Source organism: Ruegeria sp. AK4, assembly GCF_056541025.1.
On the sequence record NZ_JBQFXS010000013.1, the window covers coordinates 25,660 to 47,582 of the forward strand.

The following is a 21,923-nucleotide window of genomic DNA, read 5'->3' on the forward strand; positions in this document are numbered from 1 at the left end:
ACCGCATAAACAGCGATGCCCCAGTAGTTAAATGAAAGATTTCATTTTGCTATGTCGAGCGTGACCTTCACCGCCTGTGTCGGTTCTTTCCCCAACTCATACGCCTCAGACGCCTGATCCAAATCGAACACATGCGTTTGGATCGGTGACAGGTCTAGCCCTGTCCGACCGAGGAAGCGAATGGCACCGGGCCAAACGCCCGGCGATCCGATGCAGCCGTTCACTTTCAGATCCTTGATTTGGATGAGGCCGAGTTCTACCGGGAATTTCTGACCGATATTGATACCGACCATTGATACCCGTCCCTCCGGGCGCGCATAGTCGAACACGTTGGCAAGCGACGACGGATGGCCTGCCGCCTCAATCACCAGATCGGCTCCGCCATCGGTCAGTTCTTGCGCTGCCTCGACAGGGTTCCCGTCGGTCGGGTCGACCACCGCATCCGCACCAAGTTTCAATGCTGTCTCGCGTCGCAGTTGGATCGGGTCGACAACGATCACGCGCGCACCCATTCCAATTGCTGCAGCCGCCGAAACCAGACCGATTGTCCCACCACCAGACACGACGACGGTTTCGCTGGCGTTTGTACCGCCTCCCCGCAGGACCGCATAATAGCCGCAGGTGAATGGTTCGATTAGAGCGCCCTTGGCATCGTCAACATCGTCTGGCAATTTGTGAAGCCACTCGGGGCGGGCTTTGAAATACTCCCGGTCCGCGCCGTTCATCGAGAACCCGAAATGGTGAATGCGCTCCGGCGTATTGATCACACATTCGCCAACGACGCGGTCACCCGATGCAAATCCTGTTACGTTTTTGCCAACTTCAACAACCTCGCCGACCCACTCATGACCCGGAACAACGGGATAGCTGATCGGTATGATGTATTGCCCAGCCAAAAGCTCGTAGTCCGAGTGGCAAATGCCGACCTTTCGCGTTTTGACCAGAACCGTGTTGGCGTCAATCTCGGGAACGGGTTGAGAGGAAACGACAAGCTTTTTGGGTTCTTCGAATACAAGTGCTTTCATCGTTGAATTTGTCATGCGATTTCCTCGATCATTCCACTTTGAGCCGATTTGAAAACGCTCTCAAGCAGTGCGATGTTGTTGACCAGATGGTCAGATGTAATTGGGTAGGACTCTTTACCTTTGACCGCGTGGGCAAAGGCGATCAGGTTGGACTTAACGGCTTCCGCTGTAGGGATTTCCTGGACCGTAATGGGCGCATCCACGAGTCCTTTGGTGACAACCCATCCGTTCGGTGCCTCGACATGAGCCTTATCGCGGATTTCGACCCAGCCCTTTGATCCGTAGACCGCAAAACGCGAGACGAATGGATTCGCCAGAGAGGCCGAAACATAAGACGTACCGCCATTTTTGAATTTTACGAAGGCCGCCACGGTGTCGCCCTGCGGTAAATCGGTAGATAGGTTTTCGCAATGACACAGAACGCTTTCCGCCTCACCGAGCAGCCGCACCGACAAATCCAACAGGTGAATGCCGGTGGCGGTCATTCCTCCAGCCGGAGCCTGATCGGCCTTTAGGCGCCAATTGTCTCGATCAAGCGACACGAATTTGTCGTGGCTGAAATTGGCCTCTATCTGATGGACACGCCCCAAGTCCCCTGAATCCGCCATGGCAAGCAATTCCGCCATTGCAGGTTCAAAGCGCCGCTCATGGCCCATGCCCAGAACCAAACCCGCTTCCTTGCATAGGCGCACGGCCTTTTCAGCCCCCGCTTTCGTGAGGGCCAGCGGCTTTTCACAAAAGATGTGTTTACCGGCAGCAACCGCCTGTTCGATCTGCTGTTCATGCAACGAATGCGGCGTTGCCAAAACGACCGCCTCGACCATTGGGTCGTTGAGTGCATCCGCGTAGTCCGTCGTGACAAACAACCCCTTTTCGCGCGCGAAGTCTTTCACCGCATTGAGGTTGGGTTCAACCGCACGCACAATCTCAATCTCATCCGGCGCGGCTTGCAAGACAGAAACCATCTTCTGCCCCCACCAACCCAACCCGATCATGGCGATTTTGACGGTCATGTTAATTCCTTTCCAATCGGAGCCGGGATAATCCGGTTTTTTACGAGCGTCTCAAAAACGTCAAAGAACGAACCAGCACTGTTTTGATGAGAACAAAACCCAGCCTGACGGCTGTTTCGCATATCGTTGAAGCATTCGATCTCGCGCCCCAGATCAGCGTCCGTGTGCCACCACGAGGCAAGTTTCGACGCAGAATGCTCTTGCAGCGCGTGTTTGCTCACGATCACGGGCCAGATTGCACCTGCGTCCTCCATTTGGGATTCCAATGGCGTGACATGGTCGGGCGCGCCTGCATCTTCGAGTCCGAACCAGTCTGCGATACGGCGCCACATCCACTCCCACCGGAACAGATCTCCGTTCACCACGTTGTAGGCAGTGTTTGCCGCGACCGGCGTTGTCGCAGACCATTCCAGGTGTTGGGCCAATAAGCGGGCATCTGTTATATCTGCCACAGCATGGTACTGTGCCTTCGATCCGGGGAACAGAAACGGCCGTCCTGTTTCTGCACAGATCGACGCATAAACGGCCAGCGTAACGGCCATGTTCATTGCATTCCCAAGCGTATAGCCGATCATCGTGTGCGGGCGATGGACCGACCATGTGAAGCCGCGTTTTTCGGCAGCGTCGAAAATTTCGTCTTCCTGTTCGTAGTAGAAGTTATCACCTGGCAATCTGGGCTGTTCTTCCAGAAATGGGGTGTAAGGTCGACCCTGCGCATATGCTTCGAATGGCCCCAGATAGTGCTTGGTTCCAGTCACCAGGGCGACGTGCTTCAATGGGGAATTATATAGCCCGTTCAGCGCGTTGCGCACCATCCCCCGGTTTACCCGACAGTTTTCAGCCTCCGTTTCCTGTCTCGACCAAGTGCAGAAAAAGACATGCGTGACATCGGTTAGCTCAGATAGTAGCGCCACACTGGTTGTTTCATCCGTCAGATCCGCGGCGAGGGGCATGTCGACGCCAGGCACGTCCTTACCTCCACGGGACAAACCATAGACGTACCAGCCCCCGGATTGGTTCAGTCGAGCGGCCAGGTTGCTACCGGACAAGCCGGTAGCACCTATGATCAAGGCTGTACGGGTCATGTTTCAACTAGTATCTTGAGGTGTTCACCGCCTGGGTCCAAAAGGGCCTCGAACCCTTTTTCAACCACGTCTACTGCATCGATCCGACCAGTGATCACTTTTTCCACGGGCAACTTTCCGGCGGCGATCAATCCCGCAAGACGAGGCCAGACATAAGTTGGATAGCACCATGTCGCTTCGACGCTGATATCCTTGAGTGCCCAAAGCATCGCATCAATGCTGGCGGGTTTCATGTGAAGCCCCACCTGAACAACCTTGCCGCCTCTGCGCACCGCGTCGACGCATGTGTTCAGCGATACTTCCAGTCCAACACATTCCAGCGCGACGTCGACGCCAACATGGTCCTCGGTCAGATCTCTGGCGACATCGCCCGCATTTTCGGTTGCTGGATCAACAACGATCACAGCGGCGTCGATCTGTTGGATGATCCGCCGCCGGTTTGGGTTCGGTTCAGAGACGATGATCAGGCTTGCTCCGGCAGCGCGGGCACAAATCACCGTCAACGCACCGATCGGCCCGGCGCCCGAAATCAACACCGTTGATCCTGCTCCGATTTGGCCGCGATCAACGCCGTACATCGCGACCGCAGCTGGCTCGATCATGGCGGCTTGATCATCAGACACCGCATCCGGCACAGGTTGCGCGCAATAGCCCGGCAGCACTGCCTGTTCGGCCATACCACCCCAGGCCCAACTGAGGCCAACACACGCCATTTTGTCACTCAAATGGTATTGACCACGCCGACCATAATAATCATCCCGAGGCGATATCAGTGGCTGAGCGGAAATCCGGTCTCCGGGTTTCACATGGCTGACATTGCCGCCGACGGCTTCGACCACTGCGACGAATTCATGGCCCAGAATCTGGGGGTTCGTGGCCCCTGTATACACATGCGGCGTATCCGGGGTCACGATGGGGCCTGCGATGTATTCATGCAAATCGGTTCCACAAATCCCGCAGGCCCCTGGTCGCACCAGCACTTCGTCAGCGGCCAGATTGCTGTCGGGCGCAGGCACCTCTTCTACGCGGATATCCTTGGCGTTATGAAAGCGGACGGCACGCATATCTTGTCTCCCTATTGTGCAGTATAGCCGCCATCTACGGCCAGGCTTGCTCCTGTCACAAAGCGGGCCTCGTCTGAGGCGAGAAACAAGACACAATTGGCCACGTCAACCGGCTCTCCCAGACAGAGTGGATGAAGCTTGCCCATCATGTCGAGGTAAGCTTGTTTGCCTTCGGGATAGGTTTCTGCCGCCTGCATAAAGATTTCGGTCATGGTCGAGCCGGGATGCACGGTGTTCACCCGGATGCCATGGCGCGCGTAACACATCGCGTCGGTTTTGGTCATCGACAGGATTGCGCCTTTGGTGGCGTGATACGGTGGCAAGTCGTCGTTGCCGATCAAACCGTAGATAGACGAGAAGTTGACGATTGCGCCCTTCTTTTGCTCCATCATCGGCCGAACACCGTACTTGGTGCACAGGAACGAGCCTTTGACGTTCACATCAAAGACCTTGTCCCATTCTTCGGCTTCGACCTCATGGGCAAATTTGTTCACGCCGGTGATCGCCGCGCAATTCACAAGAATATCGAGACGGCCGTGCTTAGCAATCACCTCATCAATTGCCGATTGCACGTTTTCTTCGTTGGTGACATCAACCTTGATGAAGTCAACATCCATACCCCTGCCCCGCAGTTTTTCGGCATGGGCCTGCCCGGCTTCTTCGATCACGTCAAAGATCGTGACCTTCGCGCCTTCTTCACCCAGTCGCGTTACTGTGGCACCACCGATCCCGCGTGAACCACCAGTAACGATGGCGATTTGGTCTTGTGTACGTCCCATTGTATTTGTCCCCTAATTCAGATCAGAACCATGCCGCCGTCGATCATGACGGTTTGGCCGGTCATGTAGTCAGAGGCTGAGGAGGCCAGGAAGGTCGTCGTTCCCACGATATCGGCTGGAACAGCGGCGTGACCGAGTAGAATGGACTCCGAGAACCCGTCGATCGCCTCGTTTTCTTTTTCGGTGACGCCCCGTTCGATGAACTCGCGATCCAACTGCTCCCACAGTTCGGTTTTGACGACTCCGGGTCCGAATGCGTTCACCGTAATTTTGTGCTCGGCCAAAGCGCGCGCTGCAGCCTGAGTAAGCGCAGCGACCGCGAACTTCGAGGCACAGTAGTGGGCAAAAAGCGGATAGCCCTGTTTCGCGGCAATCGATGCTGTATTGATGATCTTACCCGGTGTACCCTGCTCGATGAATTGCCGCGCGGCTTCCTGCGTGCCGACCAACACACCCTTGCCGTTCACATCCATGATGCGCTGCCAATCATCTTCGACGATTTCCATGAACGGGCAGGTCTGACTGATCCCGGCATTGTTGAAGATGACGTCAAGCTTGCCGAATGCCTCCTTTGCTGCGCCGATCATTGCGCGGGTGGATGCTCGATCGGCCACATTGACGCTGACTCCAATGGCCCCATGACCAATCTTAGCGGCTACCTCTTTCGCAGCCTCTTCGTTTAGATCCGCAACGCAGACCTGAGCGCCTTTCTCAGCCAGGTCCTTTGCGATCCCGGCTCCAATTCCGCGACCCGCGCCAGTCACGATGATCGATTTACCTGTAACGTCGTTACCCATGTCTTCCTCCTGGCGCTTCATGCACCGCGTTTGACGTAGAAGGCGGCCGCGATGACGATCACGACGCCCTTAATGATGATCTGAAACTGAACAGGCATTCCGAACAGCAGAACTGCGTTGAACACCACGATCAGGATTGCGGCGCCCACCAGGCCACCTAGAATGCTGCCGCGCCCGCCAGAGAGAGCAATACCTCCCATGACGGCTGCCACGATGGAGTCCAGCTCGAAACCGCGGCCAACCCAGTTGTCCACAATGCCGACAAACCCTGACAGAACCAGTCCGGCAATGGCAGCAAGCCCACCCGAGATAACATAGCAGATGATGGTGACCCGGTCGGCGTTGATCCCGACCAGCCGTGCGACCTTGGGGTTTCCTCCGGTGATATAGACCTGCCGACCAAAGGCCGACTTGTGCAGCACAACCGAGAAAATGACAGCGAGGATTGCCAGAATGACCACGTTGTAGGGCAGCCCATAGAAGGTCTCGGCACCGATTACGCGGAAGAAATGCGGTACGTTTCCTGACGGGGCTCCTTGTGTATAGGCAAAGCGGAACCCCTGTAGAACGATCATGGTTGCAAGCGTGGCAAGAAACGGCGACACGTCCCGCTTGGTAACCAGCAGGCCATTGATCAAGCCCGTGCACAACCCGATACCCAATGCAATCAGGATGATGGGTATTACATCCCCGGGCTGGCCGTTGAAGGCAGTGGCGACAACTGCCGCGGTTGCCATGATAGAGGCCACAGACAGGTCCAACCCGCGCACAAGGATCACGAAAGCTTGACCAATCACGACGATCCCAAGCGGCGCCGCTTGCAGCAGCATGTTCGAGATGTTGTTGCCTGACAAAAAGGCTGGGGACACGATGCCCGATACAACAATCAAGACGATAAGCGCCAAGTGAATACCGTAGCGGGCGCCAAGTTCCTTTATTGCCTTGGATTTCTGGTTTGCGGTCGACAGTTCAGCGTTCACGGCTTGTTGCATCACACAGCCCTCTTTTTCTCGACATAAACGGACACGGCCAGAATGATGATCAGACCCTGAATGATCAGCTGATAGTGCGTAGAAATATCCATGAAATTCAGCAGGTTGTTCAGAAGCGAGATCAGGTAGACCCCAAACAGCGTTCCAATGACACCACCACGACCACCAGTCAGAAGGGTCCCCCCGACAACCACCGGGGTAATCGACGCAAGGGTGTAATTTTGCCCGGTGTAGACATTGCCTACTCCGAACCGGCCTACCAGGTAGATCGCGGTCAGTGCGCAGCAGAAGCCCGAAAACGCATAGACAAAGACAAGCACACGTTTGCGTGGAAGACCCATCAGGCGCGCGCCCGCTTCGTCATCGCCAACTGCATAGATAAACCGGCCAAACGGAACGTACCGAAGGAACAGAGCCACCAAAATGAACAGGACGATCGTGAAGACCGCACCGACCGGCAGCCCGGCAACTCGGCCATAGGCTACAAAGTCGAACTCAAATGGAACTGAGCCTGCCGGTCCCAAAGTATACAGAAGAGTAACCCCCTGCAGCAGTGCACCCATGCCAAGTGTGACGATCAACGGATGCACTTTCAGCCAGATCACGGTCAGGCCGTTCAGACTTCCGATGGCTGCGCCCAGTACCATGATGCCCAGACACACAGGCAGGACCCGCGCCGCTTCTCCGTCAATCGTGCCGGACAGAAGTACGCTGAGCAGGCTGATCATGGAGCCAACCGATAGGTCAATCCCTGCGGTCAGCACCGCCATTGTTTGCCCAAGGCTAACCAGCGCCAGCCCGGTCGATTGTTCAAAGACATTCAATAGGTTCGAGGCAGAGCTGAACCTGTCGGAAATGAATGCGCCAAACAGGAAAAGCAGGACCAACAATCCAATGACAACCAACAGGCCAGACTGACGTTTGGTGAAAAAATTGTAAGAGCGATAAGCAAGTTCCGTCATGTTTCGTCCTCCCTCACGCTGCTTCCTGCTGGGTTGCTAGCTGCATGATTGCTTCCTCTGAGAGTGTGTCTTTTGACAACTCGCCGGTGACGACGCCTTCGCGCATCACAACCACCCGGTCGGACATTCCGACAACTTCCGGCAGCTCAGATGAGATCATTAGTATCGCGATCCCCTTTGCGGCCAGTTCCCGCATAATCCGGTAGATTTCGGTTTTCGCCCCGACATCAACGCCACGAGTGGGTTCATCCAGGATCAGGACTTTGGAGCATGTACGCGCCCAACGCGCGACGATAACCTTTTGCTGGTTGCCACCCGACATCGTTGCAACCGGGTTACGTGGTCCGCGGCAGGCAATCTGATACTCTTTTATTTCCTGCTCCGCGATTTTGAATTCCTTGGCGAAATTGATGAGACCGGATTGTGTGACCGAACCCAAATCAGAGGCCGTTACGTTCGCGGCAACATCCAGTTGCATTGCCAGCCCCTGCCCTTTGCGATCCTCGGTCACAAGACCGATGCCCATTTTAATCGCCAATGCGGGGTTCATCTGAGAATAAGTTTCGCCGTCAATCTCAACGGTTCCGGACTTGAGGGGAAGACCACCGAAGATGCCCATCGCCAACTCCGTACGCCCGGCACCGACCATCCCTGCCAATGCGGTGATCTCGCCAGCCCTCAGTTCGATGCTGGCATTGTGGACTCGCCCATTTACCGAAATGCTTTGGGCACGCAGAACAACGTCACCGGCAGGTGCATCGTCTTCCTTCACAGGAAACAGTTCGGACATATCACGGCCAACCATCAAGGCGATCAGGTGGTCCCGGTCGATCTCTTCGATTTTCTTACTGTCCACGAACTGACCGTCTTTTAGAACGGTGACCCGGTCGCAGATCTCAAAAATCTCTTCCAACCTGTGTGAAATATAGATGATGGCCACGCCATCCGCCTTTAAAGCCTCGAGACGTTTGAACAGCAACTCAACCTCGTGACCCGAGATCACGGCAGTTGGTTCGTCCAGGATAAGCAATTTAACCTTGTGAACCATCGCCTTGGCAATTTCGACCATCTGCTGGTCGGCAACGGTCAGTTCGGACACAAGCTGATCGGGGTCGATGTCAACGCCAAGGCGCTGCAAAAGCTCACGCGCATCCCGGCGCGTTTGCGCATAATCAATCAGCCCCAGCCCATTCCGACGTTCATTTCCCAAAAAGATGTTCTCGGCGACCGAGAGATGCGGGAACAAGACAAACTCCTGATAGATAACATGAATTCCGGCGTCTTTGGCATCGCCTGGCGCGGTCCAGTGAATAATTTCCCCGTCGAACTCGATCTGACCTTCATCGGGCTGGTAAACCCCAGCAATCGTTTTGGTTAGCGTCGACTTACCGGCCCCGTTTTCACCGAGCAGCCCGTGGATCTCACCGACCCGAACATCAAGATCGACCTGATCCAGCGCTCTTACGCCCGGGAATGATTTGGATATGGAAGTGAGTGTCAGCATGTCTGGCCTCAGCTGTGAGTTAGACGGGGTCCTTTCGGACCCCGTCCGGTTTGAGTGGTTTTGGCTTACTTGGGATAGTCGACGGTGTAGGTCGTCGGATCATAGTCCTGACCCATACCGCCGGTAACCAGCATGTCCGGTGCGCCGTTTGGCACAACAAGATCGGTCAGACGCAAGTTGGTCTGAATGGAAGGCGTATTGTGACCTTCGGACACGGCGATTTGAGCGTTGATCTCATAGATGCAAGGCACCGGTGCCCCGGCCAGTACGTCCAGTGCGACGCCGACCGAAATTCCGCCCATCGCCGGAGGATATCCGACCTCAAGCATCGGGATGCCGTGTTCGATCGCCATTTGCAGCGGCCCGTTCACATCCGCCGTGGTATGCGGAGGAATAGTCTCAGGTGCCCACCCTGCTTCGAGGAATGCTTCGACAGAACCCGGCGTTTGCAAACCATGTGCAGACCACACGGCATCAATGTCTTCACCGTATTTGGCAATCATGCCTTGCATGACTTGCTTGCCCTTCACAGGCGACCAGTCGGAATAGACAGTCTCGAGTATATTGATGCCGGGATACTGCGCGAACACTTCTCGTGCAGGTTTTTCGCGGTTTTCCGAAGGGCTGGACCCGGCCTGACCGGCCAGCATTACAACATTACCTTCGCCATCCAGCTTTTCCACAATCCACTGCGCAAATAGCCGCCCCATCATCGCGTCCGACGCGGTTACAAATGTCACGAAATTGTCCGAGGCGATCCGGCGGTCCATCATGACCACGGGAATTCCGCGCTGCATGGCACGAGACACGGCGGGGTCCAGAGCCTGTTGGGTATTTGCGGAAACAATCAGCAGATCCACACCACGCGAAATCAGGTCCTGAATATCCGCCACCTGCTTGGCATCATCATGACCAGCATCAGTGATGATCAGCTTTTCGATCTGGTTCCGATGCTCCGCAGCAGCAGTCATAACCGAATGCTGCATAACAACACGCCAGCTGTCCCCAAGTCCGGCGTTCGAGAACCCAATCGTGTATGGGCCTTCCTTTTTGTATTGCGAGGTGTCGTTGAAACAGACCTCGACGTCCGGGTTGTACAGATATGTTCGCGGCGCGCCGGTATAGACCTCCGACGCTACTGCGGTTGCAGCGATTGAAGTTACAGCCATTGTGGCTGCAATTCTAAGGGTTTTCATTAGGTTCTCCTCCAACTTCAGACGTGCCGGACCGCAAGTTTGAGATCCTCCCCCATTCCGCTTTGCCCCAACTTCGGTGGCTCTCAGAATCGGCACTCGGGTGTACGAAAAAAGGTTACGATTTGGCGGGAATCAGGTGGTCTCGAAGTTATCCGTTATGGATATTGCTGGTGATATTCCCCAGGCGGCACGACACCTGTCATGGCTCCTTGCCAACCATTGTCGGTCGCTAAAACAAAAAAGCCGCATCGCGCCGGGGAGCAGGTGCGATGCGGCGTACCCGACATCGAAGGCAAAACGTTGCATTCAGGCCGGGAACCAAGAATACATTAGGCGAGTATCGTCAATGGCGCTTCGACATAACGTTTGAAAGCTGCAAGAAGCTCTGCGCTAACTGCCCCATCGATCATTCGATGATCTACGGACAGAGACACCGTCATCACTGTTGCGACTTCGACCTGTTCACCGCGAACTACGGCGCGGCGTGTGCCGGAGCCAACTGCAAGGATCGTTCCCTGCGGAGGGTTGATCACCGCATCAAACGAGTCCACGCCAAACATACCCAGATTGGATACCGAAGTTGTCCCGCCCTGGAACTCTTCCGGCGTGAGTTTGCGAGCCCGGGCCCGCGCGGCAAGATCCTTCATTTCTGACGAAATGGCCGAGATGCTTTTCTGCTGGGCATCCCGAATGATCGGCGTGATCAACCCACCATCGATCGCGACAGCAACGGCAACGTCAACAGCCCGGTGACGCAGCACATTGCCGTCTGCCCAAGTGACGTTTGCATCCGGTACTTCTGCCAGAGCCAGAGCAAGGGACTTTATAACCAGATCGTTGACCGAAATCTTAAAGGACGGAGTCTCCGCTACTTTCGGTGCTGCCGTATTGAGTTGCGACCGCAGTGCCAACAAAGCATCCAGTTCAACGTCCGCCCGCAAATAGAAATGGGGAACAGTTTGCTTGGCCTCGGTCAATCGCCGTGCAATCGTTCGGCGCATAGAGTCTAGTTCAACAACCTCATAGCTGCCTTCAGGATATAGGTCCGAAACCGGCGTTGATTCAGGCGATTCTGATTTTTTCGGAATTGAAGCTTCCACTGGTTGCCTCAACGCGTTCTCGACATCCAGCCGAACGATCCGCCCCTTGGGACCCGTGCCTGAGACACCTGAAAGATCCACCCCACCTTCTGCGGCTATTCGTTTCGCCAAAGGTGATGCAAAAACCCGGTCATTCGACTGAGCCGCCGTAGAGGCGATGTCTGGGCTTGGTCTTGGGGCGTCCAACAAGCTGACAATTTCAGCCTGCGGCTCAGGCCTGTTTTGATTTGGGATTTCTATGCCTGCTGCGTCTTCACCGTCTTCGGCGATTATGGCTATCAGTGTACTGACGGCCACGTTTTCAGCCCCTGCGGGCACCAGAATTTTCGCAACGGTCCCAGCATCTGCCGCCTCGAACTCCATCGTCGCTTTATCGGTTTCGATTTCGGCAAGTATGTCACCCGGGCTTACTTGCTCCCCTTCGGAAACAAGCCAGGAGGCGATGGTACCCTCCTCCATAGTTGGGGAAAGTGCTGGCATTGTGATTTCAATGGGCATGGTTTTTCCTGTTCATTCGGAAGGGGTTACAGGTGTCCAAAGGCGTCGGTCGGTGGTCATTTCATACCCTTTGCCATCTGGAAAACTCACAAGTTCCAGTTGCATCCCCCAAGGTGCAAGAAAGTACACCCAGGTCTGCCCCGCTGATGGCCCTTGATGGCGCACCACGGGTTCGCCCAGTATTTCGACATCGTGGTCGCGCAACCAATTCAACGCTTCGTGGAAGTCATCAGTATAAAAAGCCAAATGGTGTCCGCCGATGTCACTGTTTTTTGGTTGGGCCTTCCGTTGGTCCGGTGCTTCGTATTCAAAGATTTCAAAATTCGGCCCATGCCCACAGCGAAAGAAACGGAGTTTCTTCATCACTGTACGGGAGTGAACGTTCAACTGACGCGACATCCAATCGTCATCGAACTGGAACGGACCGAGATCGTAGAATGCCTCGCACCCCAACACGTCGACGAAAAAACGAGTCGCCTGTTCAAGATCCGGCACGGTAAAGCCAACATGCTCAACCCCGCGCAGTCCAGGCATCCTGTTTGGTCTGCCATCAGCCATGTCAAACCCCGACCAAGGCCCCACGGCCCGTATCGATCATCATCTGTTTCAATCTGACTTCGACCTCGGGGGCCATCGCAAAGGCTGCCCGCTCCAGCACTTTGGACACACTGGGAGAGCTTTCGCCGCCATGCACCCGCTGGACGGGTTGATCAAGGTGGTCAAAGAACCGACGCTGCAATTCGTCAGTCAACATCGCGCCATAAGAAACGGTCAACGGACTTTGCTCGACAACCACCACATTGTTGGTTTTGCGGATGCTTTCACCGATGGTCTCCCAATCCATACCAGCACGATCCAGAGAGCGTAAATCGATGATCTCGGCGTCCAACCCAAGTGCCTCGGCCGCCTTGCGGGATTCTTCGACCATCGCTGAGTATGTCATGACGGTCATATCACTACCTTCCCGCACCACCTTGGCTTTTCCAAGCGGTATGAAATAGTCATAGTCCTCGACCGGCCCGGGCATCTTTTGCGTGTACAAACCTACATGTTCGATCACCAGAACAGGGTCGTCGCAGGCCAAAGCACTGTTCATCAACCCGACGTAGTCGAACGCGGTCGAGGGCGCGACAATGCGCCAGCCCGGCCACTGCGCAAACAACCCCGCCGGATCCATCGAGTGCTGCGACCCGTATCCGGTTCCGATAGCGATCTTGGTACGGAACACGATTGGCATCGCGGTATCGCCGCCAAACATGTGCCGGGCCTTGCCGATCTGGTTGAACAACTGATCCGCCGCGACCAGCGCAAAATCGGGATACATCAGTTCGACAACCGGACGGTATTTACCAGACATAGCTACGCCACCGGCCAGCCCGCTAAATCCTGCCTCGGCTATGGGAGTTGGAATGATCCGGTCCGGATATTTTTCGGCAAGTCCCTTTGTGGCACCATTAGTTCCACCCTTCAGGCGGTGAATGTCTTCGCCCAGACAAAAGATTCGGTCATCTTCGGCCATGCGCCGGTTCATAACTTCGGCGACGGCATCCACATATCTGACAGGTACCAACGTACCCGAGAATTCTTCTTGTTCTTCGAAGCGTTTGCCGTCCAATTCACTCAAATCTCCACGCAATCCTGCGTCGCGCATTGCGGTATCTGGCCACAGAGCTTCGATGACAGTGCGTTTGTTGCCATCCTCAACCGTCAGCGCCGAGGCCGCCAGTTGCATCGCGGACTTGGCACGCGTGGCCAATGTGGCGTCACCGTCATCGTCCAGCCATCCACGTGTTTTTAAACCGTCCAGCATCACCAAAATTGGATCGCGTTTGCGCCAAGTGGCTTCGTCTTCTTTGCTACGGTACCCGAACGCGCTGGCCGGAACGCCGCCCCCATGATGGAAAAAACGATAAAGCACGGCTTCGATAACCGTCGGCCCTTTGCCCGAGCGCATGACATCCAAAGCGCGTTCAGTCGCGACGCGGACCGCAACTGGGTCCATGCCGTCAACTCGGAAGGACGGGATTCCAAAAGCCAAACCGCGAGATGAGACCCGAGTTTCGCGCGTTTCTTCTTCGACCGTGGTCGCCACGGCAAACCCGTTGTTTTCAATGAAAAAGCAGACAGGCAAGTCCCAAAGCGCTGCCAGATTCATTGCCTCTGGGACCGAGCCGATATGTGCGCTGCCCTCGCCGAAATAGGAAAACACCGCTTCGTCGGTGCCGCAGCGTTTTTTGGTCCACGCGGCCCCGGTTGCAAATGGCACGCCACCACCAACAATAGCGTTGGTGCCCAACGCGCCAGCCTCTTCCCAACGCAAATGCATCGAGCCGCCGCGACCTTTACAATAGCCTTGTGCCAGTCCCATGATTTCAGCCAAGGATTTCTGCAACAACTGCAGAATGTCGCCCGACAAATCGGTCGTCAGCGGATCGACGTGACCGGGATCAAGATATGCCAAAGCCTTAGCGACAAACTGGTGATGGCCTCGATGGGACCCGGTGACCTGATCTCCGGGTTTCAAGGGTGAGATTGAGCCGATCGCGCCACCCTCTTGCCCGATTGAGCTGTGTGCCGGACCGTGGATCAACCCCTGTGCATCCATTTCCAGCACCATTTCTTCGAATGCGCGCACGAGATGCAGATGGTTGTGCATCTTGATTGCTTCGGCTTTGCCGAGCTTGTCCCAGTCGGCTTCGGTGGCGGTGATATCCACCCAATCGGCCATCGGTTTGATTTTCGTTGTTTTTGGCATTGCGCTCTACTCCGCAGGCAAAGGTCAGGTGTTCAGCCCGCCCATGCACAGGTATTTTGTCTCGACAAATTCCTCGATTCCGTAATGGGCGCCTTCTCGTCCCACGCCGCTTTCTTTGATTCCGCCGAACGGCGCGACTTCGGTCGAGATAATACCTTCGTTAATCCCGACCATGCCGTACTCAAGCGCCTCGGCGACGCGCCAGATCCGACCGATATCACGGGAATAGAAGTAGGCGGCCAGCCCGAATTCAGTATCGTTGGCCAGCTTGATTGCCTCTTCTTCGTTTTCGAATGTGAAAATCGGTGCCAGTGGCCCAAAAGTTTCTTCCCTCGAGACGGCCATATCCTTCGTGACACCGGTCAAAACTGTCGGTTGAAAGAAAGACCCGCCCAACGTATGGCGCGCGCCGCCTGCGGCGACCGAAGCCCCTTTCGAGCACGCATCGGCAATGTGTTCTTCGACTTTCTCGACCGCTGACAAATCAATTAAGGGCCCTTGCTGAACGCCTTCGGAGAATCCGTCCCCAACAGCCAATTTGTTCACACGCGCCACTAATCTTTCAACAAACGCTTCGTGTACGCCGCGCTGCACAAGTATTCGATTGGTGCAAACACAGGTCTGCCCAGTATTTCGGTATTTCGACGCAATAGCGCCGTCCACAGCGGCGTCGATATCCGCGTCATCAAACACGATGAACGGCGCGTTACCGCCCAGCTCCATCGAGACTTTCTTCACGGTATCGGCGCTTTGTCGCATGAGCACCTTGCCGATGTCGGTGGATCCGGTAAACGTCACCTTTTGCACAATCGGATTGGCCGTCAGCTCACCGCCGATCGCCCGCGCTGATCCTGTTACGACGTTCAGCACGCCATCCGGTACGCCAGCCTCTTGCGCAAGGGCCGCAATCGCCAGAGCGGAAAACGGTGTAGCGGAAGCGGGTTTGACGACACAGGTGCAGCCTGCGGCCAATGCCGGCCCGACTTTGCGCGTGATCATTGCAATGGGAAAGTTCCATGGTGTAATGGCCGCAACAACCCCAACCGGTTGTTTCACAACAACAATACGTCGGTCTTCCCAAGGGCTTGGGATGACATCGCCGTATATGCGCTTACCCTCTTCGGCGAACCATTCGATAAAACTGGCACCATAAGCCACCTCGCCCCGCGATTCGGCCAGCGGTTTGCCTTGCTCCGCTGTCATGATCGCTGCGAGGTCTTCTGTATGCTCGAGGATCAGTTGGTACCAGCGACGCAGGATGGTGGCGCGATCCTTGGCCGTACGGCCCCGCCAATTCGCCAAAGCCGATTGAGCCGCAGAGACCGCCTCACGCGTTTCCTCCGGCCCAAAATTCGGCACCGCACCCAGAACTAAACCGGTTGACGGATTGTCTACGGAAACCACTCCACCGGCCCCAGCGGGCCGCCATCTACCGCCAATTAGACAAGCGTGCTTCATCAGGTCTGGGTTCAGGGTCATGCCGCCGTCTCCCTGTCGGCACGAAGGGCTGTGCCTGCGCGCTGCGTGGCCAGTTCGACATATTTGAAGAAGTCCATCTCGCCATCGCCATCGGCGATTAGTTCGCTCCAACCTTCGCGGACCTGCGCGGCCAGCGGCATTGGAACTGCAGATTGACGGCCGGCCTCCAGTATCAGATCGAAATCCTTAGCCATCTGAGTGACTTCGAACGCTGGTGAGTAATCCCGCGCCTTCAACGCATCCAGCTTGTAGCCAACCAATGGCGACGCAATGGCGCTTGCGCCTATCACATCCAGCATGGTTGCCCGATCGAGCCCGTTTTTCAGCCCAAGCGCCAAGGCTTCGCCCATCATGGCCGCCGTGAACCCCACCATCATGTTGATCGACAGCTTCAGAACCCGTGCTTGCTCATGATTTCCAACATAGAACTGGCGTGCACTCATCGCCTTCAGAAGGTCGAGACAGTCGTGAAAGGCACCCTTCGGTCCCGACGCCATAACGGTCAGAGTTCCAGCCTCTGCTAGAGCCACCGACCCGGAAACCGGGGCCCGAAGATACTCAACTCCGTAGTTCTCTGCCACATCGCCAATGGCCTGGGATACAGCAGGGGACACTGTGCTCATGTCGATGAGTACGGACCCTGAGCGCATCTCTCGCAGAGCGCCGTTATCGCCCAAAAGTACCTGTTGCAAAGCACAGTCGTCCGATAGCATGGTAAAGAGAATGTCCGACTGAGCGGCCAACACACTGGCCTTGGGTGCCAATGCGGCTCCCGCGTCCACAACGGGTTTGCATTTGTCCGGGCTTCTGTTGAACACGGTCACATTGGCACCGGCCCGGCACAGATTGATCGCCATCGGAGCGCCCATTTTACCGAGCCCGATCCAGCCTATTCGCGTTGTCATATTTACCTCTCGGACCCTGTACCGTCTCTCGGGCTCAGGGTTTCATCAGGTGCTAGTCTTCCCAGGTTTTGCCGAAACGCGGCTGCGTCGTGTTTTCGGCCTGCGGGAAAACGCGGTGATTGTTGAAATGAGACTCGCTGTGGCGAATACCCGGCAGCATGTCGTGACCGGACCAATACTGACGACCACAAACCAACAGGTCTTCGGCCGGGAATTTCGAAATCACTTCGACCCCGTCCTTGGTTACGACCATTTCTTCTTCGATGCGGGCCGCATGGTGGCTGCCTTTGGCGGGCCAGAAGGTTTCAAGCGCAAAGACCATGCCTTCCTGAATAACCTCAGGATGGTCGATCGAGACCAGACGGCTGATGACCGGTCGTTCCCAAATCCCGAGACCAAGCCCGTGTCCATATTGCAAGCCGAATGCAGCTTCCTCGTTGGGGAACCCGAATTCTTCGGCCTTTGGCCAGACCTTTGCGACTTCTCCGGTGGTCACACCGGGTTTGATCATTGCGATCGCCTGATCAAGGTAATCGCGGCATCGCTTATAGGCATCCTGCATTTCGCGGCTTGCGCTACCCACTGCGAAAGTCCGGTAGTAGCAGGTCCGATATCCCATGTAGCTATGCAGAATATCGAAGTAAGCTGGGTCACCAGGGCGTAATGCCCTATCCGAGAAGACATGGGGGTGCGGGCTGCATCGCTCGCCCGAAATCGCGTTCACACCTTCGACGTATTCCGATCCGTTATTATAGAGGAAGTTCGACGCAATTCCGACCAGTTCGTTTTCGCGAACGCCGGGGCGGATGGCGCGGTAGATTTCCTCGTAGGTGAAATCCACCATGGCCGAGGCGTGGGTCAGCAGGCTAATCTCATCCCGCGTTTTGATGACCCGCGCATCCTGCATAAGCCATTGGCAATCGACAACTTTGACGCCACGCTCCTGCAGCGCAAACATGATGGGCGGTTCAACAAGGTCAATCCCAAGCGGTTCGTTCTTCAACCCGTGCTTTTCCAACTCGCGAACAATCTTGTCAGCGGTTTCTTCAGCCCGACCCATATTCGGTGTCATAGCGCCTCGCAACAAGGGGATACCCGCGCGGGACCGCTCTTCGCCACCCATCCAGCCGCAGTGCAACGCATGGTGTTTTGCTGCGGATCCGAAGTCCCAAAGGATCGGCTCGCCGCCGCGCGGCAGCAGCGTCCAGCGGGACACCTTGTCCTGCGCCCAGGTGCCGATATGAGTGCCCGTGATATAGCGCACATTGGTCATGTCAAAGCACAACAATGCACCCATTTCCGACTGCTCAAGCTTCTCTTTCACGCGCGCGAGGCGTTCAGTCCTCAACCGATCAAAATTGATGCGGTTTTCCCAATCCACGGCCATGGTGCCATAGGTCTCAATCGCCATTTCGCGCCTCTCTCTCATTGTCTTTCATGATGGGGCCACAAGTCAAAAACCGAGGCCCACCGTTGGGCGAATGACCCCTGGAATCCCAGGGATCGTTTTCTATGATTCCCAATATTGCAGAGGGCAGTGAGCGATGTGCTGTGATGATATCCAATTTCGATATTCCACAGACCGCGACAGAAGAAGGTACGTCCAGTTTATTGAAAACAAATGGAAAGCACAGAAATCACGGCGCCATGTGCTAGTAGAGACCGACCGGAAAACTCAGTCGGTCCGATAGGGATTTCGGCCGACACAATTCACCGGCGACTTCAGCAGAACTTGCTGCCTTTACCAATCAATCGTGGTCGGATCCGGCGATTTGTTCGCCTGTCACTTGGGAGACCACATTACTTCGTTCGATGTGGCTTCATACGCCAACCCATCCTGATAACTGACAAGTTCGAGTTGCATACCCCAAGGTGCTAGAAAATACACCCAAGTTAGCCCTTTGCTTGGACCTTCTTCCATAAAACTCGGTTCCCCTTGGAACCGCACGCCGTGAGAATTGAGATAGGCAACCGCCGCGTCCATATCTTCAACATGAAAAGCAAGATGGTGTCCGCCATGATCACTGTTTTTCGGCAAATTTTCCCTTTGATCGGGCGACGAGTATTCAAAGATCTCAAAAGCAGGTCCGTTTCGGCATTTCAGCATACGGAGGGTTTCGATGACGGCACGCGGATGGACGTTCAGATGCTCAGTCATCCAGTCGTCATGCGCCACAAAAGGCCCGACCTCGAACAGTTCAATGCACCCGATTACATCCACAAAGAACCGAGTTGCCTCTTCTATATCCGGAACAGTGAAGCCGATGTGGTCACTTCCTGCGAGGCCGGGGATTCCTGTGCTCATGTCGCGGCCTTTCCCTAAACGGTTTCTGTCTCAGCAGGGACCGGGGCCGCATCTGCGATCAGACCCACGTGCTTCAATTCCGCCCACAGGTCATCGGGAATGTCTGCTTCCAGAGCGGCAATATTCTGTTCGAACCGTTCGGGGCGACCGGCCCCGACGGGGATGCTGGATACGATAGGATGTGCTGCTGAAAACTGGATTGCTGCCGTCGAGAGAGGTACATCGTGCCGATCACATACGGCCTTCAGCGACTGTGCCCGCTTCAACCAGTATTCGCCGGTCTCATGCTCCGCAGGTGCGCGCACACCGTGGTCCAGAACATTGGCGCGCCAGTTTTCATCCAACGGCACGTAGTCAAACGACGCACCCTCAACCGGAGTATTCAGGACACCGGAATTATACACGCCGCCGATCAGAATGGTCGTGCTACGCTTTTCGCAGATCGGGAACAATTCGGTCAGCGCCGAATGATCTAACAGCGTGTATCGGCCAGCCAACAGAAACACGTCCATATCAACCTCAGCCGCCATCCGCGCCAGCGCCGGGTTTTGGTTCATGCCTGCCCCGATGGCGGACACCGTCCCCTCGGATCTCAGTTTGTCGAGCGCCTTGTAGCATCCGCCAAGGGCCTCATCGAGGTGGTCATCGGCGTCATGGATCAGCAACATATCGAACCGGTCCAGACCGGTGCGTTCAAGGCTATGTTCCACCGAACGCATGACACCGTCATACGAAAAATCGAATTGGTAAATCCGGGGCGGAGCACCCTTCCAAAACTCATCATCGCTCGTTGGTTCGCTGTTGTCGGGATCGTCTTCGACGATACGGCCGACCTTTGTTGAAATCACAAACGACTCTTTGGGCTTGTAGGCCAGATAGCGCCCCAACCGCTCTTCGGACATGCCCATGCCATACATCGGTGCCGTATCAAAGGTACGCAGCCCGGCATCCCAGGCGGCATCAAGAACCTTCACGGCGTCCTCTTCCGACAGGCGACGCGGCCAACCGCCGATCTGGACGGTCCCCAGGCCAAGGAGGTTGGTCTTGAGCTTTGTGCGTCCGATCTGGCGCAATTCGGTTGGGTCGAATGGCATGGCGTTGTCCTCCTTAATAAAGAAAGGGCGAGCTCCAAAGGCTCGCCCGAAATGGATTTATTTTGGGTAGTCCGCGTTGAACGTCGTGGGGTCATAATCCGGACCCAGGCCTGTCGACAGGATCAGATCGTTCGGTCGGTCAAGCCGAGCGTAGTCTTCCATCCAGATGTCTGCCTTGACCGACTCGGTTTCGTCACCTTCGGTGATCGAAATCTGTGCGTTCACTTCGTATTGCTTAGGCACCGGTTTGCCGGCCAGCACGTCTAGTGCCACATTGACGGATGCGCCCCCCATAGCCGGCGGGTAGTCAAAATTGATTGCCTTGACGTCATGCTCGACCGCTTGCTTGACGCAGCCGTTGAGATCCGAGCAGGTGATCGGGGGAATGCTTCCGTCCTCCCACCCCGCTTCGACAAACGCCTCCAACGCACCCGAGCCTTGCAAACCACTGTCAGACCACACGCCGTGGATTTCCTTGCCATATTTCTGGATCAGCGCGGCCATGACCTGCTTGCCCTTTGCCGGACTCCAGTCGGTGTATTGCAAGTCGATTACGTTGATATCTGGGAATTCAGCGAACACCTGTTTGGCAACCGAGATCCGGATTTCGGCCGGGCTGGCCCCCGCGATGCCACCCAGCATGACGACATTTCCTTTGCCGCCGAGTGTTTCAGCCATCCATTGGGCCTCAAACCGGCCAAGTGCATGGTCTGAGGCAGTTACGAACGAGATGAAGTTGTCCGAGGTCACCCGGCGGTCGACCATAACCACCGGCACACCGCTGCGCATTGCGCGGGTCACAACTGGGTCCAATGCTTCGGATTGGGCAGCCGACACGATCAGGATATCGACGTCACGTTGCAGCAGGTCTTGAATGTCGGACACTTGCTTTGAGGGATCATCGTTTGCGTCGGTGATGATCAGCTTCTCGATCAGATCGCTGTTATCTGCCGCGGCCTGCTGTATCGAATGTAGCATCCCAACCCGCCAGATATTTGAAATCGAAGCATTCGAAAATCCGACAACATAGGGCGGTTCCTTGGCATATTCCGACGTATCCACATACTCGATGTCCCGGTTCGACCACAGCAGCGTGCGGGGTTTGCCTGCATACCCCGGACTATCCTCGGCAATGGCTGTGTGTGCAGCGGGCAAACTCATCAAAAGTGCCAAGGAAGCCGTGGCGAAAGTCTTGATGGGCGAATGCGATTTCATGGTGTCTCCTCCTGAGTGGTCACAGCAGCCGATTACGGCGTTCGTGAAGCTGCGAATATTGTTGGAGACGTTTGTTGGGACCGGGAGACAAAGATATCCGCATGGGATTTTCTCTCTCAAAAACGACGAGAAACCGTGACACCAGAAGGACTTGC

At 55.8% G+C, this 21,923-nt stretch carries 19 protein-coding genes; all 19 read right to left on the minus strand.

Translation table 11 applies throughout. The features are described from left to right. Positions 1-41: 41 nt before the first annotated feature. The 19 genes from ACR0EZ_RS18900 to ACR0EZ_RS18990 all read right to left on the minus strand — a co-directional run bounded on the left by ACR0EZ_RS18900 (position 42) and on the right by ACR0EZ_RS18990 (position 21,768). The gene (locus ACR0EZ_RS18900) at positions 42-1,025 is read right to left on the minus strand and encodes a zinc-dependent alcohol dehydrogenase (RefSeq protein ID WP_480616037.1); all 984 of its coding nucleotides are present in this window, start codon (positions 1,023-1,025) and stop codon (positions 42-44) included. Positions 1,026-1,036: 11 nt separating this feature from the next. Next, positions 1,037-2,038 (minus strand): Gfo/Idh/MocA family protein, encoded by a 1,002-nt coding sequence (locus tag ACR0EZ_RS18905; RefSeq protein ID WP_480616039.1) that lies wholly within the window; start codon positions 2,036-2,038, stop codon positions 1,037-1,039. Then, entirely contained in the window at positions 2,035-3,123 is a 1,089-nt protein-coding gene (locus ACR0EZ_RS18910) for an SDR family oxidoreductase (protein WP_480616041.1), read from the minus strand. The genes ACR0EZ_RS18905 and ACR0EZ_RS18910 overlap by 4 nt, the downstream gene beginning before the upstream one ends. Continuing rightward, positions 3,120-4,187, minus strand: coding sequence for a 2,3-butanediol dehydrogenase (locus ACR0EZ_RS18915; protein WP_480616043.1), 1,068 nt, complete (start codon positions 4,185-4,187; stop codon positions 3,120-3,122). The genes ACR0EZ_RS18910 and ACR0EZ_RS18915 overlap by 4 nt, the downstream gene beginning before the upstream one ends. An 11-nt stretch (positions 4,188-4,198) precedes the next feature. Further along, on the minus strand, positions 4,199-4,966 hold the full coding sequence (locus ACR0EZ_RS18920; protein ID WP_480616045.1) for an SDR family NAD(P)-dependent oxidoreductase: 768 nt from the start codon (positions 4,964-4,966) through the stop codon (positions 4,199-4,201). 17 nt (positions 4,967-4,983) lie between these two features. After that, positions 4,984-5,763, minus strand: coding sequence for a glucose 1-dehydrogenase (locus ACR0EZ_RS18925; RefSeq protein ID WP_480616047.1), 780 nt, complete (start codon positions 5,761-5,763; stop codon positions 4,984-4,986). Between the two features lie 17 nt (positions 5,764-5,780). After that, positions 5,781-6,755: an ABC transporter permease gene (locus ACR0EZ_RS18930; RefSeq protein ID WP_480616049.1), complete on the minus strand. Its 975-nt coding sequence runs from the start codon at positions 6,753-6,755 to the stop codon at positions 5,781-5,783. Further along, positions 6,755-7,717, minus strand: a complete 963-nt coding sequence (locus tag ACR0EZ_RS18935; RefSeq protein WP_480616051.1) for an ABC transporter permease — start codon at positions 7,715-7,717, stop codon at positions 6,755-6,757. Before ACR0EZ_RS18935 ends, ACR0EZ_RS18930 begins: the two co-directional genes overlap by 1 nt. 13 nt (positions 7,718-7,730) lie before the next feature. Next, positions 7,731-9,221 carry a sugar ABC transporter ATP-binding protein gene (locus ACR0EZ_RS18940; protein ID WP_480616053.1) on the minus strand — a complete coding sequence of 497 codons (1,491 nt, stop codon included), beginning with the start codon at positions 9,219-9,221 and terminating at the stop codon, positions 7,731-7,733. A gap of 65 nt (positions 9,222-9,286) precedes the next feature. After that, positions 9,287-10,417 (minus strand): substrate-binding domain-containing protein, encoded by a 1,131-nt coding sequence (locus tag ACR0EZ_RS18945; RefSeq protein WP_480616055.1) that lies wholly within the window; start codon positions 10,415-10,417, stop codon positions 9,287-9,289. Between the two features lie 329 nt (positions 10,418-10,746). Continuing rightward, positions 10,747-12,015, minus strand: a complete 1,269-nt coding sequence (locus tag ACR0EZ_RS18950) for a pyruvate dehydrogenase complex dihydrolipoamide acetyltransferase (protein WP_480616057.1) — start codon at positions 12,013-12,015, stop codon at positions 10,747-10,749. 12 nt (positions 12,016-12,027) lie between these two features. Continuing rightward, positions 12,028-12,573: a VOC family protein gene (locus ACR0EZ_RS18955; protein ID WP_480616059.1), complete on the minus strand. Its 546-nt coding sequence runs from the start codon at positions 12,571-12,573 to the stop codon at positions 12,028-12,030. Between the two features lies 1 nt (position 12,574). Next, positions 12,575-14,770 (minus strand): alpha-ketoacid dehydrogenase subunit alpha/beta, encoded by a 2,196-nt coding sequence (locus ACR0EZ_RS18960; RefSeq protein ID WP_480616061.1) that lies wholly within the window; start codon positions 14,768-14,770, stop codon positions 12,575-12,577. Positions 14,771-14,794: 24 nt separating this feature from the next. Then, positions 14,795-16,249, minus strand: coding sequence for an NAD-dependent succinate-semialdehyde dehydrogenase (locus ACR0EZ_RS18965; RefSeq protein WP_480616063.1), 1,455 nt, complete (start codon positions 16,247-16,249; stop codon positions 14,795-14,797). Further along, entirely contained in the window at positions 16,246-17,154 is a 909-nt protein-coding gene (locus tag ACR0EZ_RS18970) for an NAD(P)-dependent oxidoreductase (protein WP_480616065.1), read from the minus strand. The genes ACR0EZ_RS18965 and ACR0EZ_RS18970 overlap by 4 nt, the downstream gene beginning before the upstream one ends. A 52-nt stretch (positions 17,155-17,206) precedes the next feature. Next, a complete protein-coding gene (locus ACR0EZ_RS18975; protein ID WP_480616066.1) occupies positions 17,207-18,565 on the minus strand; it encodes a M24 family metallopeptidase in 1,359 nt (452 codons plus the stop codon). 372 nt (positions 18,566-18,937) lie between these two features. Further along, the gene (locus ACR0EZ_RS18980) at positions 18,938-19,459 is read right to left on the minus strand and encodes a VOC family protein (RefSeq protein ID WP_480616068.1); all 522 of its coding nucleotides are present in this window, start codon (positions 19,457-19,459) and stop codon (positions 18,938-18,940) included. Positions 19,460-19,473: 14 nt separating this feature from the next. Next, positions 19,474-20,553 carry an aldo/keto reductase gene (locus ACR0EZ_RS18985; protein WP_480616070.1) on the minus strand — a complete coding sequence of 360 codons (1,080 nt, stop codon included), beginning with the start codon at positions 20,551-20,553 and terminating at the stop codon, positions 19,474-19,476. A 57-nt stretch (positions 20,554-20,610) separates the two neighbouring features. After that, positions 20,611-21,768 (minus strand): substrate-binding domain-containing protein, encoded by a 1,158-nt coding sequence (locus ACR0EZ_RS18990; RefSeq protein WP_480616071.1) that lies wholly within the window; start codon positions 21,766-21,768, stop codon positions 20,611-20,613. Positions 21,769-21,923: the final 155 nt, after the last annotated feature.